At 74.7% G+C, this 13,619-nt stretch carries 10 protein-coding genes; 4 read left to right on the forward strand and 6 right to left on the reverse strand.

The genetic code is table 11. The annotated features are described in order from the left end of the window. Nucleotides 1–347 precede the first annotated feature (347 nt). The gene (locus tag AMK26_RS26370; protein ID WP_073757258.1) at nucleotides 348–1,049 is read right to left on the reverse strand and encodes a copper homeostasis protein CutC; all 702 of its coding nucleotides are present in this window, start codon (nucleotides 1,047–1,049) and stop codon (nucleotides 348–350) included. 40 nt (nucleotides 1,050–1,089) lie between these two features. Beyond that, nucleotides 1,090–1,950 (reverse strand): hypothetical protein, encoded by an 861-nt coding sequence (locus AMK26_RS26375; protein ID WP_073757259.1) that lies wholly within the window; start codon nucleotides 1,948–1,950, stop codon nucleotides 1,090–1,092. 161 nt (nucleotides 1,951–2,111) lie between these two features. Between AMK26_RS26375 and AMK26_RS26380 the strand changes: the two genes are divergently transcribed. Beyond that, complete coding sequence (locus AMK26_RS26380; RefSeq protein WP_073757260.1) at nucleotides 2,112–4,364, forward strand: heavy metal translocating P-type ATPase; 2,253 nt, start codon at nucleotides 2,112–2,114, stop codon at nucleotides 4,362–4,364. A gap of 109 nt (nucleotides 4,365–4,473) precedes the next feature. Here AMK26_RS26380 and AMK26_RS26385 read toward each other — a convergent pair whose 3' ends face one another. Beyond that, entirely contained in the window at nucleotides 4,474–6,429 is a 1,956-nt protein-coding gene (locus AMK26_RS26385; RefSeq protein WP_079277857.1) for a HelD family protein, read from the reverse strand. Between the two features lie 302 nt (nucleotides 6,430–6,731). On the opposite strand from AMK26_RS26385, the gene AMK26_RS37425 reads away from it, so the two are divergent. Continuing rightward, nucleotides 6,732–6,905: a hypothetical protein gene (locus AMK26_RS37425; RefSeq protein ID WP_198944165.1), complete on the forward strand. Its 174-nt coding sequence runs from the start codon at nucleotides 6,732–6,734 to the stop codon at nucleotides 6,903–6,905. Here the strand turns inward: AMK26_RS37425 and AMK26_RS26390 are convergent. Then, entirely contained in the window at nucleotides 6,892–8,559 is a 1,668-nt protein-coding gene (locus tag AMK26_RS26390; protein ID WP_073757262.1) for a DNA repair helicase XPB, read from the reverse strand. The two genes, AMK26_RS37425 and AMK26_RS26390, sit on opposite strands and share 14 nt — an antisense overlap. A 255-nt stretch (nucleotides 8,560–8,814) precedes the next feature. Here AMK26_RS26390 and AMK26_RS26395 point away from each other — a divergent pair, with 255 nt between their 5' ends. Beyond that, nucleotides 8,815–9,132: a hypothetical protein gene (locus AMK26_RS26395; protein WP_143608632.1), complete on the forward strand. Its 318-nt coding sequence runs from the start codon at nucleotides 8,815–8,817 to the stop codon at nucleotides 9,130–9,132. 21 nt (nucleotides 9,133–9,153) lie between these two features. Here the strand turns inward: AMK26_RS26395 and AMK26_RS26400 are convergent, their stop codons facing one another. Then, a complete protein-coding gene (locus tag AMK26_RS26400; RefSeq protein ID WP_073757264.1) occupies nucleotides 9,154–9,333 on the reverse strand; it encodes a hypothetical protein in 180 nt (59 codons plus the stop codon). A gap of 357 nt (nucleotides 9,334–9,690) precedes the next feature. Then, complete coding sequence (locus AMK26_RS26405) at nucleotides 9,691–12,423, reverse strand: helicase C-terminal domain-containing protein (protein WP_073757265.1); 2,733 nt, start codon at nucleotides 12,421–12,423, stop codon at nucleotides 9,691–9,693. A gap of 42 nt (nucleotides 12,424–12,465) precedes the next feature. Here AMK26_RS26405 and AMK26_RS26410 point away from each other — a divergent pair, with 42 nt between their 5' ends. Next, nucleotides 12,466–13,440 carry a hypothetical protein gene (locus AMK26_RS26410; protein ID WP_073757807.1) on the forward strand — a complete coding sequence of 325 codons (975 nt, stop codon included), beginning with the start codon at nucleotides 12,466–12,468 and terminating at the stop codon, nucleotides 13,438–13,440. Nucleotides 13,441–13,619: the final 179 nt, after the last annotated feature.

Here is a 13,619-nt window from a genome sequence, read left to right on the forward strand (position 1 = left end):
CTCTGGGCGGTGTGGTCATGGAGCCTCCCGGCGTCTTTGAGCGCACAAGGTGCGTTCGGCGGTAGCCGTCCCCACCCCCCCAAGGCGGACTGCGCCACCGGGCGATGGAACGTGCCCGGTGTGCGGCGTACATGACGGCTGCGACAGGAGCGGCGTCGACGGGTCGTCTTGCGGACGCCGTGTCCGGCGTCACGAGTTCCGGACGACCATCCGCCGCTTTCCGTACTCAGCGTGAATGTCCCCATTACTCCACGTGGCATAACGCGCGTCGTCGTCGCCTGGCGCAAGCTCGCCAACGGCCCTTTCCTCAAACGCACTTGAGGGTGTGCGCCCCCGGTCCGCTGCCGTCACGCCCGGCCGTCGACCGCCGTGCGCCAGGCGCGGACGGCGGTGGGGGAGACCGGGGCGGACCAGCCGGAGGGGCGGGCGGCGCCGCCGATGTGGAAGGCGGTGACGCCCCCGGCGAGGAGCGTCGGCACGTGGTCCAGGCGGAGGCCGCCGCCGACCAGGAGCCGCGGCTCGTAGCCCGGTTCGCCGCGCCGGGCGGCGGCGGCCTCGGCCAGCAGGGTCGGCAGGCCCTCGTCGACACCGGCCGCCGAGCCGGCCGTGAGGTACGTGTCCAGTCCCGGGAGGTCGGCGAGCTGCTTGCGTGCCGCGTCCCGGTCGGCCGCCCGGTCGAGCGCGCGGTGGAACGTCCAGCGGCAGCCCTCCAGCTCGGCGACCAGCCGCTCGACGGCGACCAGGTCCACATGGCCCTCGGCGTCGAGGAAACCGAGGACGAACTCGTCCGCGCCCTCCTCGCGCAGCTCCCGCGCCACCCGTACGAGCGCGTCGATGTCGCCCGCGGCGAACCCGTCGGCCAGGCGCAGCATCACGCGCAGCGGGATGTCCACGGCGGCACGGATCCGGCCGTAGGTCTCGCGGGACGGGGTGAGTCCGTCCGCGGCCATGTCGGTGACCAGTTCGAGGCGGTCCGCTCCTCCGGCCTGTGCGGCGATCGCGTCCTCGGCGTCGAGGGCGATCACCTCCAGGACTGCACGGTTGCTCACTGACGGCTCCATTCGCTACAGGTCTAGTCCAATGGCCAGCCTAATGCGCGTGCACCGTGAAGGCAGCCGTACGGACCTTCCCCGCGTGCCGGAAGTCGAGGAAGAGCCGGTACGCCCCCGCGCTCGGCGCCGTCACTGTGAACGAGACCTCCGGCCCGGCAGGGCCCTCGTGCGGGTGGACGTGCAGGTAGGCGAGGTCACCGGCGCGCAGCGCGACGAGGTGGCCGTACGCGCCCAGATAGGGCTCCAGGTCGGTGACCGGCCGCCCGCCCCGGCTGACGCGCAGGGTCAGCTCGCCCGCCCGCCCCGGTGCCGGGGTCCCGGCGAGCTCGACGCGGTAGCCGTCGACCTCGGCGACCCGGCTCGGCGCGGGCAGCGCCGCCGGGCGGTACGTCCCCGGCACCGCGAGGTCCCCCCCGAGGGTGAGGGCCGCCCCGCCCGCGGGCGTGAAGTCGGCGAACGCCCGGTAGTCACCGGCCTTCGGCAGCTCTACCGGCGTGGACCAGGTGCCGTCCGCTCCCCGCACGGGGTGCAGGTGCCGGTACACGGTCAGGTCCCGCGAGGCGAGGATGAGGTGCAGCTCCTTGCCGTGCTCCCGCTCGTACGCCGTGACGGCCCGCCCGCGCGCGTCCCTGACGGCGAACCGCAGCTCGCCCCGCTTCCCAGCGGTGAGGGCCGACGGCTCCAGCGTGAGCGTGTGGCCGCCCTCCGAGACCTGGAGCCCACCGGGTGCGGTGGAGACCGAGGGCGCGTCGTGCTCGCCGTGCCCCGCGGCCGGCCGCTCCTCCGCCGCGACGGCCGGGCCGACGACCGGGCCGACGCCCTTGCCGATCCCGTACGCCGTGCCGAAGGTCGCGGCGAGCGCTGCGGCGAAAGCGGTGATCTTCACTCCGGTGTTCATGGCGACTCCTTGAGAGGCTCGGTCCCGATGCGCCAACAGTACCCCCGGGGGGTATCAAGTCAAGCGGATGGATCCTTGCGTCTTGATACCCCCTGGGGGTATACATGGACCCATCGAGACGGCATACCCTGTTGGGGTATAGATTCCGAGGAGCAGCACTCATGAGCACCCCCACGACGACGACACCCGGCCCCGCCGCCGAGGTCGAGCTCGCCATCGGCGGCATGACCTGCGCCTCGTGCGCGGCCCGTATCGAGAAGAAGCTCAACCGCATGGACGGCGTCACCGCGACCGTCAACTACGCCACCGAGAAGGCGAAGGTCACCTTCGCCGACGGCGTCCAGGTGGCCGACCTCATCGCCACCGTCGAAGCGACCGGCTACACCGCCGAGGAGCCCGCGCCCCCGGCACCCGAGGCCCACGAAGAGCAGCAGCCCGACGAGCTGCGGCCGCTGCGGCAGCGCCTGATCACGGCCGTCGTCCTCTCCGTACCCGTCATCGCCATGGCCATGGTCCCGGCCCTCCAGATCCAGTACTGGCAGTGGCTCTCCCTGACCCTCGCCGCGCCGGTCGTCACCTACGCGGGCTGGCCCTTCCACCGCGCCGCCTGGACCAACGCGCGCCACGGCGCCGCGACGATGGACACCCTCATCTCGGTCGGTACGTCGGCGGCGTTCCTGTGGTCGCTGTGGGCGCTGTTCTTCGGTACGGCCGGTATGCCCGGCATGACCCACCCCTTCGAGCTGACCATCGCCCGCAGCGACGGCGCCGGGAACATCTACCTGGAGGCCGCCGCCGGGGTCACCGCGTTCATCCTGGCCGGCCGCTACTTCGAGGCCCGCTCCAAGCGCAAGGCGGGCGCGGCGCTGAGGGCGCTCCTCGAACTCGGCGCGAAGGACGTCACCGTCCTGCGCGGCGACCGCGAAACCCGCGTCCCGGTGGGGGACCTGCGCGTGGGCGACCGGTTCCTGGTCCGGCCCGGCGAGAAGATCGCCACCGACGGCACGGTCGTCGAGGGCACCTCCGCCGTGGACGCCTCCATGCTCACGGGCGAGTCCGTGCCGGTGGAGGTCGGCGTCGGCGACCCCGTCACGGGCGCCACCCTCAACGCCGGCGGCCGCCTGGTCGTCGAGGCCACCCGCGTCGGCGCCGACACGCAACTGGCCCGCATGGCCAAGCTCGTCGAGGACGCGCAGAACGGCAAGGCCGCCGCACAGCGCCTCGCCGACCGGATCTCCGCCGTCTTCGTGCCCGTCGTCATCGGACTCGCGCTCGCCACGCTCGGCTTCTGGCTCGGCAACGGCTCCGGGCTGACCGCCGCGTTCACCGCCGCCGTCGCCGTACTGATCATCGCCTGCCCGTGCGCCCTCGGCCTCGCCACCCCGACCGCCCTCATGGTCGGCACCGGGCGCGGCGCCCAGCTCGGCATCCTCATCAAGGGCCCCGAGGTCCTGGAGACCACCCGCAAGGTCGACACCGTCGTCCTCGACAAGACCGGCACCGTCACCACCGGCCGTATGACCCTGCTCGGCGTCCACACCGCCGACGGCACCGACGAGGCCGACGTACTGCGTCTGGCGGGCGCCCTGGAGCACGCCTCCGAGCACCCCATCGCCCGCGCCGTGGCGGCCGGCGCGGCCGAGCGCGTCGGCACCCTCCCCACCCCCGAGGACTTCGCCAACATCGCGGGCCTCGGCGTCCAGGGCGTCGTCGACGGCCACGCGGTACTGGTCGGCCGCGAGAAGCTGCTGAAGGAGTGGGCGATCGAACTGCCCGCCGAGCTGGAGCGCGCCCGGCACGAGGCCGAGGCCGCCGGCCGTACGGCCATCACCGTCGCCTGGGACGGCGAGGCCCGCGCGGTCCTGGAGGTCGCGGACGCGGTCAAGGAGACCAGCGCCGAGGCGATCCGCCGGCTGCGCGCGCTGGGCCTCACCCCCATCCTCCTCACCGGCGACAACCGGGCCGTCGCCGACGCCGTCGCCGCCGAGGTCGGGATCGACGAGGTGTACGCGGAGGTCATGCCGGAGGACAAGGTCGACGTGGTCAAGCGCCTCCAGGCCGAGGGCCGGTCGGTCGCCATGGTCGGCGACGGCGTCAACGACGCCGCCGCGCTCGCCCAGGCCGACCTGGGCCTGGCCATGGGCACCGGCACGGACGCCGCCATCGAGGCCGGCGACCTCACGCTCGTACGCGGCGACCTGCGCGCCGCCGCCGACGCCATCCGCCTCTCCCGCCGCACCCTGGCCACCATCAAGGGCAACCTCTTCTGGGCCTTCGCCTACAACGTCGCCGCCCTGCCGCTCGCCGCCGCCGGGCTCCTCAACCCGATGATCGCGGGCGCCGCGATGGCGTTCTCGTCGGTGTTCGTGGTCGGCAACAGCCTCCGCCTGCGCGGCTTCAAGGCGGCGGCGTAGCAGTCCAGGCCCCCGGGCCGGCCCCGTTGGTGCGGTGCCGGGTGCCGGGGGCTCCGTGGGGGGTGCTCCCGCGCACGGGCGGCCCCGCAGGACCGAACCGGGCCGTGCGTCAGCCCAGCTGCGCCGGCAGGGGCGCCGCGTGCAGGACCGTCAGGCCCGAGACCGCCCGCGTCAGGGCCACGTACAGCCGCCGGAGGCCGGTGCGTTCGTCCGGTTCGCCGTCGACGATCGCCGCCGGCTCGTCCATGACGACGTAGTCGTACTCCAGGCCCTTCGCCAGCGACGCCGGCACCAGCGTCAGCCGGGACGCGGCCGTCGTCTCCTCACCCGGCGACAGCCAGGGCAGGTCCGCCTCCCGCAGCGCCTCCGCCAGCACCGGAACCCGCGCGTCCGCCGCGATCAGGCCGATGGACCCCTCGTGCCGGAGCGCGGCGCGGCACGCCGCCACCACCGACGCGGCCAGGTCGTCCGCCCCGCACGGGACAATCTCCAGCGAGCCCGGCGACTCCCGTACCGACCGCACCTCCGCCAGCCCCGGCGACATGTGCGGCAGCAGCCGCGAGGCGTACGCGATCACCTCGCGCGGCACGCGGAAACCGGCCGTCAGCTCCTCCACCACCGCGTCCGGCTTGCCCAGGTGCGCCAGCGCCTCCGCCCAGCTCGCCGTCGCCCACGGCGTCGTCCCCTGCGCCAGGTCGCCCAGCACCGTCGCCGAGCCGGTCGAGCAGCGCCGCCCCACCGCCCGGTACTGCATTGGCGACAGGTCCTGCGCCTCGTCCAGGACCACATGGCCCAGCGACGGCGTACGCTCCACCAGGTCGGCCGCCTCGTCGATCAGAACCGCGTCCGCCGCCGACCACCGCGCGGACTTCACCGAGCGCGGCGGCTTCGCCCACAGGATCGCCTTCCGCTCCTCCTCGTCCAGCAGCCCGTCCGCGTGCTCCGCCAGGAACTCCGCGTCGGACAGCAGCCGCAGCACCAGCTTCGCCGGGTCGACGGCCGGCCACACCGCCTTGACCACCGCCTTCACCGCCGCGCTGCGGGCCACCGCGTCCTGCACCCGGTCGTCCGGCGCCTCGCCCGCCTGCTCCATCCGCACCAGCACCGCGTGGGCGATCCGCTGCGGAAGGGCGTCCCGGGCCGCCCCGTACCGGATGTCCCGGTCGAGCAACTCGGCGACGATCTCCTCCAGTTCGTACGCCGGCACCCGCCACCGCCGCGAACCGCGCACCACCATCAGGGGTTCCGTCGGCAGCGTGACGTGCGACCGCACGGCCCGCCGCAGCACCTCGGCCATCCGGGCGTCGCCCTTGACCAAGGCCGCCGCCGCCTCGTCGGCGCCCCGCACCTCGACGCGGGTCGCGACCAGGTCGTCGACGGTCGCCTGCCTGACCTCCAACTCCCCCAGGGCCGGGAGGACCTGCTCGATGTAGTGGAGGAAGGACCGGTTCGGCCCGATGACCAGCGTGCCGGTGCGGGCCAGCCGCTCCCGGTGCGCGTACAGCAGGTACGCCACCCGGTGCAGGCCGACCGCCGTCTTGCCCGTCCCCGGGCCGCCCTGCACACAGACCGAGCCGGACAGGCCGCTGCGGACGATCTCGTCCTGCTCGGGCTGGATCGTCGCGACGATGTCCCGCATCGGGCCGACGCGCGGCCGCTCGATCTCCGCCTGGAGCAGCTTGGACGCCCGCTCCTCCTCCGCCGGGTCGGACAGGTGCTCGTCCTCGTACGCGGTCAGCTCCCCGCCCGTGTACCCGAACCGCCGCCGCAGCGCGACGTCCCGCGGGTCCTTCTTCGACGCCCGGTAGAACGGCTGCGACACCGGCGCACGCCAGTCGACGACCATCGGGTCGCCGTCCGCGTCATGGACGTGCCGCCGCCCGATGTAGAAGCTCTGCCCCTCCTGGGTGGTGCGCAGGTAGTCCAGCCGCCCGAAGAACAGCGGGGTGTGGGACAGGTCGGCGAGCGCCTTGATCCGCTCCTCGATCTGCGCCGACAACACGGCGGCGTTGACCCAGTTCGCGGTGACGTCGCGGATGTCCAGCGCCTGGACGTCCTCCCGCATGGCGCGCAGGGCGGCGCGCGAGGCGGCGAGGTGGGCGCGCTCGGACGAGAGCGGATCGGGCACGGCGAAGCCTCCGGGGTCGTACGCGGGGTGATGGCGGGGCCGACCGGTTTCCGACCGGAGGGCGGCGCTCCACGAGGGGGAGGCGGGCAAGGCCGGCGATTCTAGCCACGTGCCATCCGCCGGGCCACCGAATATCCGACCCGTAGGGGATGCCGTATGCCTGGAGTCGTACGCGGGCGGCGCCAGGGTTCGGTCCGGGGACCGATGTACCGCCCACATACGGCAACCATCATGGAGACATGACCGCAGCCACCCTCCACAGCGCCCCCGGCGCCACCGCCCTCGGCGCGACCCGGCACCCCGCCCACCGACTCGGCAACGCCCTCCGCGCGATCAAGGTGTTCACCGAAGCGGCGTTCGGGGTCGTCGTCCTCGGCGAGTACGCGGAGGAAGCCGGCGTCAGGCGCCGCTGAGATCCGGGTCGACGTCCCGAGCGAGCAGCTCGTCCGCGTCAACGATCCGGTACGCGTATCCCTGCTCCGCCAGGAACCGCTGGCGGTGCGCCGCGAAGTCCTGGTCGATCGTGTCGCGAGCGACCACCGAGTAGAAGTGCGCCTGGTGCCCGTCCGCCTTCGGCCGCAGCACCCGGCCCAGGCGCTGCGCCTCCTCCTGGCGTGACCCGAAGGTGCCCGACACCTGAATGGCGACGGTCGCCTCCGGCAGGTCGATCGAGAAGTTCGCCACCTTCGACACCACCAGCACGCTGATCTCGCCCTGCCGGAACGCGTCGAAGAGCTTCTCGCGCTGCGCGTTGGGCGTCTCGCCCTTGATCACCGGGGCGTCCAGGTGCTCGCCCAGCTCGTCGAGCTGGTCGATGTACTGGCCGATCACCAGGATCTGCTGGCCCGCGAACCTCCGTACCAGCGCCTCCGCGACCTTCTGCTTGGTCGCGGTCGTCGCGCAGAAGCGGTACTTCTCCTCCGTCTCGGCGGTCGCGTAGGCGAGCCGCTCGCTGTCGGTGAGGTTGACGCGGACCTCGACGCAGTCGGCGGGCGCGATGTAGCCCTGTGCCTCGATCTCCTTCCACGGCGCGTCGAACCGCTTGGGCCCGATCAGCGAGAAGACGTCGGACTCGCGGCCGTCCTCACGTACGAGCGTCGCGGTCAGACCGAGGCGGCGGCGCGCCTGGAGGTCGGCGGTGAACTTGAACACGGGCGCGGGCAGCAGATGCACCTCGTCGTAGACGATCAGACCCCAGTCGCGGGAGTCGAACAGCTCCAGGTGCGGGTAGATGCCCTTCCGCTTGGTCGTCAGCACCTGGTAGGTGGCGATGGTGACCGGGCGGATCTCCTTCTTGGTGCCGCTGTACTCGCCGATCTCGTCCTCGGTCAGCGACGTCCGTTTCACCAGTTCGTGCTTCCACTGGCGGGCGGAGACGGTGTTCGTCACCAGGATCAGCGTCGTCGCCTTGGCCTTCGCCATGGCGCCCGCGCCGACCAGCGTCTTCCCGGCGCCACAGGGCAGCACGACGACGCCGGAGCCGCCGTGCCAGAAGCCCTCGACGGCCTGCTTCTGGTACGGGCGCAGCGCCCAGCCGTCCTCGGCCAGGTCGATCCGGTGCGCCTCGCCGTCCACGTACCCGGCGAGGTCCTCGGCCGGCCAGCCCAGCTTGAGCAGCGTCTGCTTGATCTGGCCGCGCTCGGAGGGGTGCACGACGACCGTGTCCGCGTCGATGCGCGTGCCGACGAGCGGCTGGACCTTCTTGGAGCGGAGGATCTCCTCCAGGACCGGGCGGTCGGTGGTGGTCAGGACCAGCCCGTGCGTGGGGTGCTTGGACAGCGTCAGCCGCCCGTAGCGGGCCATCGTCTCGGCGACGTCCACCAGCAGGGCGTGCGGCACGGGGTAGCGGGAGAACTCGACGAGCGCGTCGACGACCTGCTCGGCGTCATGCCCGGCCGCCCGCGCGTTCCACAGGCCCAGCGGGGTGACCCGGTAGGTGTGGATGTGCTCGGGCGCACGCTCCAGCTCCGCGAAGGGAGCGATGGCGCGCCGGCATGCGTCGGCCTGCTCGTGGTCGACTTCGAGCAGGAGTGTCTTGTCGCTCTGGACGATGAGTGGTCCGTTCACGCCTCACCCTTTCCTGGCGGCCTCGGTGTGTGGCCAAACATCCAGTGTTACGCATCGGCGGCCTGAGTGGCCGGGCCGAGGCGCATGAGTAGCCGCACACTGGTGCCGGGAATGCGGGCGCGGTGGGGTGGGGGCATGCGAAACAGCGCGATGCGTAACCGGGTGATGCGAAGCCGGTTGATGCGGAGCCGGGCGAGGCGGAGCCGGCCGAACCCGTTCCCGCCGCACCTCCTGCCGCCCCGTCCCCCGGCGCCCTTGCCGTACTCGCCGCACGACGACCGGTGGTGGGTGCCGCCGCTGGGGTTCTCGGCGCTCGCGCTCGCCCTGTCGGCCGTCTTCTCGGCGCCGCTGCGCGAAGAGGGGACGTGGCCCTGGTGGTGGGCGGGGTATCTGCTGCCGCTGGGGATGGTGGGGCGTACCTGGTTCATCGACCGGTCGCAGCGGGGCCGTCAGGCGCGGGTCCGGCTCGGGGTGGTGGGGTGTGTGCTGACCGCGGCGTACCTGTCGCTGCTGGAGGCCATGGGGGGCGCCGTCTTCTTCGCGATGCTGCTCACCGGTCACGTCCGTGCGTGACCGGTGAGGTGCCAGGCCGGTTCAGATCAGCGGACTTGTGAACAGCGGGCCCTCGACCTGAATGTCGGTCAGCGGGCCGCTGATCGGGCCCCCGACCGGCGGCAGCGTCGTGGCGGTGGCCGGGGCGGCGACGGCGGTGAACAGCGGCGCGGTGAACAGCAGGGCGGCGCCTGCCAGGACGAGGGCGATACGTCGGCTCATCTCGGGTTCCTTTCGCGTCTGCGGGGCAGCGGGCCGGGCCCGCACCGTCCGTGGCGGTGCGGGCCCGGTCGCCTCGCAAGGCGGGCGGTCAGAAGGCGATGGCGCTCGCGAGATCGATGCCGACGGCGGCGGCCTGGGCGGTGAACGCGGACAGGAACGCGGCGGTGGTCAGCAGGACGGTGGTGACTCGACGCATGGACGACCTCTTTCCGGTGGTGCGTGTTCGGGACGCCCCGTGGCTGCCCGCGCCGCGCCGGGGGAATGCGGAACGTCCCCCGGGAGTGGGGTATCGGTCACTCACCGGCGGTAAATCCGCCGCCCGCCCGCATGATCCGCGTCAGGTCGGGTCAGGGCACGTCAGGTCGGGTCGTCGGCGTCGGCCAGTTCCGCGACGCCCGTGATCCGGTGCAGCGGGTACGTGCGGACCTCGTCGGCGGTGTGGTCGTACGCCGTGACGAAGCCGCCCTCCACCCGGACCGGCGCGATGACGCGCTGGCTGGCGGCGCCCTCGGCGTTGACGTAGCCGATCCAGACCGCCGAGCCGGTCATCGCGGCGGCCTGGACGGTCGCGAGGGTCTCGGCGGCGGACGTGCGGGGCGGTGCGCCGTTCGCCGCGGCGCCGGCCGGCTCGTCCTTGCGTACGACGGTCGAGGCGAGGTCCCCGGCGCGGATCGCCTTCACGGCGGCGCCCAGCAGCGTGACGTCCGGTTCCGGCGGGCCCTCCGGCACCGGCGCGGGCGCCGTGCGCGCCGGGGTGCGGTACGCGTGCGCCCGGGTGATCAGGACGTCGCCCTCCGCCGACTCGGCCGCCGGGGCGAACCCCATGGAGCGCAGCCCCTCCAGCAGCGTGGCCGGGTCGGCCTGGGCGGCCAGCACGGTCGGCGCGACGCGCCGCAGACGGAGGGACGCCGACCGCTTGTCGGCGAGGATCTCGCCGAGCACGGCGTCGTCGTCGCAGCGTACGTAGGCGGAGGCGGCACCCACCCGGAGGTGGCCGTGTCTGCGGGCCACGTCGTCGATCAGGTACGCGAGCGGCTGCGGAACGGGCGTGCGGGAGTGTGCCGCCAGGAAGGCGTGCAGCTCGGCCGCCGCCTGCCCGGCGTCCAGGGCGCGGCGTACGGAGCCGGGCGTGAAGCGGTACACGGTGGCGCCGCCCTTGGACTCGACGTCCGCGACCACGGCCAGCATGTCGGCGAGCGGCCGCTTCAGGGGACCGGGGGCGACCGCCGTGAGGTCCGCCTGGAGCAGTACGTGGTCGACCGGCTCGGGCAGCAGCGGCGCGAGGAGCGCGGCGGCGCCCGCGTGGGCGGCGACGGCGGCGTGGGCGGGGCGGCGGCCGTTGAACGTCTCCGAGTCGGGCGCGGCGGGAGCGGGCACGGCGGCGGCAGCGGGCACGGCGCCCCTGTCCGGGTGGCCCGCACCGCGCCCGTCCACCGGGTGGTCCGCGCCGTGGCCCGTCACCGGGTGGCCCGCAACCGCGTGAGCCGCGCCGTGGCCCGTCACCGGGTGGTCCACCACCGGGTGGTCCGTGCCCGGGGCCGGCGCGCCCGGCAGCAGGGCCCGGCCGTGGGCCGCGAGGGCGCCGCGCCCCGTCACGCCCAGCAGCTCCGCCTCCGTCAGCGTCCAGCTCGCCAGCCGGGCCCGCAGGTCCGCGCCGCCCGCCGTCTGCACGGCGGCGCCCCGCCCGTTCCGCAGCGGGCGCTCCCACCGCAGCCGGGCCAGCAGCGTGTCCGGGTCCGGCGACGCCCCGGCCGGGAGCCCCGCCAGCAGCGTCAGCACCCGGCGGCGGACCTCCGGCGCGGCGCCCCGGTCGAGGTCGGGCCCGAGCGCCGCGAGCGTGCGCCCCTTGGCGTCCTGGGCGCCCACCAGGCCCGGCGTACGCGTCGCGGACAGCCACGCCCCGGCCAGCCGGGCCCACCGCTCGGCGGTCGGCAGGCCGAGCCACTCGTCGAACGCGGGCGTGGGCGCGAACCGCTCGTCGGCCTCGCCGTCCGGCGCGATCAGCCCCGCCCCGTACGCCACCTCCAGCCAGAACGCCGCCACCTGCTCCGTCACGTCCAGCGCCGCCGCCGTCCGCTTCAGGTCCCGTACGGACATGCCACCCGCGCGCAGCACGGCCGGCCCGCCCTCGTTCCACTCCTTGGCCAGCTCCTCGATGGTCGCCAGCGCGGTGTACGCCTGGCCCGCCGCCGTACTGTCCACAACCTGTGGACGGTACTCGCGGGCGGGCGTGACGGCGGGCGGCACCGGCTCGGGCGTCCGGTGCGCGCGCCCGGCGCGCAGATGCAGCGCCGCCTCGCGCGGCAGCACCACCGTGCGCGCCGTCGCCGGCAGCAGCAGGCCCCGGTCGCGCAGCCAGCGCACCGGCGGCGCCGGGTTCGCCGACACCTCGCCGTACGGCGGCCCCCACACCAGCCGGTCCAGCACCCCCAGCGCCTCCACCGGCGCCGTGTCCAGCAGCGCGCCCATCCGCTCCCGGTCGGTGAACAGATCCGTCAACGCGGCCACCGCCGACACCGGATCGTGTGTCGTCGGCAGCCCGGCCGCCGCGATGATCTCCTGGAGCCGGGTCGGCGACATGCCCGCCGTCGCCTCCGCGACCGTCGGCCCGAGCCCCGTGGGGGACGGGTGCTGCGGCGACGGGGCCAGCAGCTCGCGGGCCGTCCGCACCAGCCTCAGCCGGTCGTCGTCGCCCCAGAGCAGCGCCTGCTCGCGCAGGATTCCGACCGCACGCGGCAGCGCCGCCTCGACGTCCGAGTCGCCCTCGTCGCCGGCCATCAGCCCGAGCAGCACGGGATACGGGGCCGGGTCCGGTGCCACCGCGAGCGCCTCGGCCGTCTGGAGCGTGAACCGGTCCAGCCGCTCCAGCGCCCGCACGACGGAGGCGCGCGTCCCGGCGCGGGTCGCCAGCTGCGTCAGGTCGCCCGGCACCGGGACGAGCAGGTCGGGGCGGGCACGCAGCAGCGCGGCCAGACCCTCGTCGCCGCGCGCCCGCAGGGCCTCCGCGAGGGTGCGCGGAGCCGCCGTACCGCCTGTACCTTCGGTCCCTGCGGCCACGTGCGCCTCCCGATCGAGCTCACCGGTCCCCATCCGGACCACGTTAGCCCCTGCGCACGCGCTAACGTCGTGACGGTGGGGATCGAGAGCGACCAGCTGGTCTTCGACTATCTGAGCCGGGTGGGCGACCTGGCCCAGCAACGGCAACTGCCCTCGCAGACGCGGATGCGGCTCGTGTCGTCGCTGCGCAGCGAGATCGACACCCGGCGCGCCAAGGACGACAGCCCGGCGGCGGTACGCGGCATTCTCACCGCCCTCGGCACGCCGGACGAGGTGGTCGGCGCGGCGGCGTCCGGCGGCGGCGGTCCGGCGCGCCCCGCCGTACCGGTGCAGCGCACACCCCGTACGCGGTTCCGCCGCCGCCCCGAGGTCCCGGACGTCCCGCCCGCGGCGGCCGAGTCCTGGAGCCCGCACCTCGCGGGCATGGACGAGGCCGGCGCGTCGGTGGAGCAGCCGGACTGGTGGCGTGTCGAGGAGGGCGCGTTCGGCCGGGAGGGGCCGTTCGGCCAGGAGGGGGCGTTCGGCGGGGACATCCTGCCGCCGGGGTTCCGGGGCGGGGTGGAGATCCCCGACATGCTGAAACCCCCGCCGAAACCGGACGAGACCGCCGCCGAAGCCGCCGCCGAAGCCGCCACCGAACCCGCCCAGGACGCCCCCGAGGCACCCCCGGCGCCCGCGCCGTCGCGCCGCCGGCTGCCGCTGCCCCGGCTCCGGCTCGGCCACCCGATGCTGGTGGCCGCCGCCGTGCTGCTGGTGCTCGGCGTCGTCCTCGGCTCGTGGCTCGCCCTCGGCGGCGGCTGGCTCCTCGCGTACGCCACGGGCCGGCTCAGCCGCGCGCAGGCCAAGCTCGCGGTGTTCGGCCTGCCGGGCGCCGTCGCCGCGGGCGCCGCGGTGTGGCTGTGGGGCCGCCTCGACGGCCGCTGGGGCGACCCGATCCCGCCGGGCGGCGACGCCATGAGCGCCGCGCTCGCCGGCACCTGGCCCTGGACCCTCCGCACCGCCGCCCTCGCCTCGGCCCTCTACCTCCTCTGGCGCGCCCGCCGCGCGTGACCCCCCGGGGCCGCCCGGGCGGTCGGCTCACCGTCCCGGCGGGGCGCCCACCGGGGCCGCCCGCCCGGCGTGGCGCTCCGGGGCGTCCCGGCGCGGGGGCGTGCCGTGGGGGCCGCTCCCGGGTGTCGTGTCCTGGGCTGCGCGTCCCCCTCCCGGGCGCGGCCCCGCTCCCGGTCGCC

It is taken from the genome of Streptomyces sp. CB03234, assembly GCF_001905885.1.
Lineage (GTDB): Bacteria > Actinomycetota > Actinomycetes > Streptomycetales > Streptomycetaceae > Streptomyces.

What these genes read in the sequence shown, in the direction of transcription:
- AMK26_RS26385 (WP_079277857.1), bottom strand. Translation starts at nt 6,429, where the DNA reads ATGCGGGAGGACGTCCAGGCGCTGGACATCCGCGACGTCACCGCGAAC.
- AMK26_RS26375 (WP_073757259.1), bottom strand. Translation starts at nt 1,950, where the DNA reads ATGAACACCGGAGTGAAGATCACCGCTTTCGCCGCAGCGCTCGCCGCG.
- AMK26_RS37425 (WP_198944165.1), top strand. Translation starts at nt 6,732, where the DNA reads ATGACCGCAGCCACCCTCCACAGCGCCCCCGGCGCCACCGCCCTCGGC.
- AMK26_RS26405 (WP_073757265.1), bottom strand. Translation starts at nt 12,423, where the DNA reads ATGGGGACCGGTGAGCTCGATCGGGAGGCGCACGTGGCCGCAGGGACC.
- AMK26_RS26400 (WP_073757264.1), bottom strand. Translation starts at nt 9,333, where the DNA reads ATGAGCCGACGTATCGCCCTCGTCCTGGCAGGCGCCGCCCTGCTGTTC.
- AMK26_RS26380 (WP_073757260.1), top strand. Translation starts at nt 2,112, where the DNA reads ATGAGCACCCCCACGACGACGACACCCGGCCCCGCCGCCGAGGTCGAG.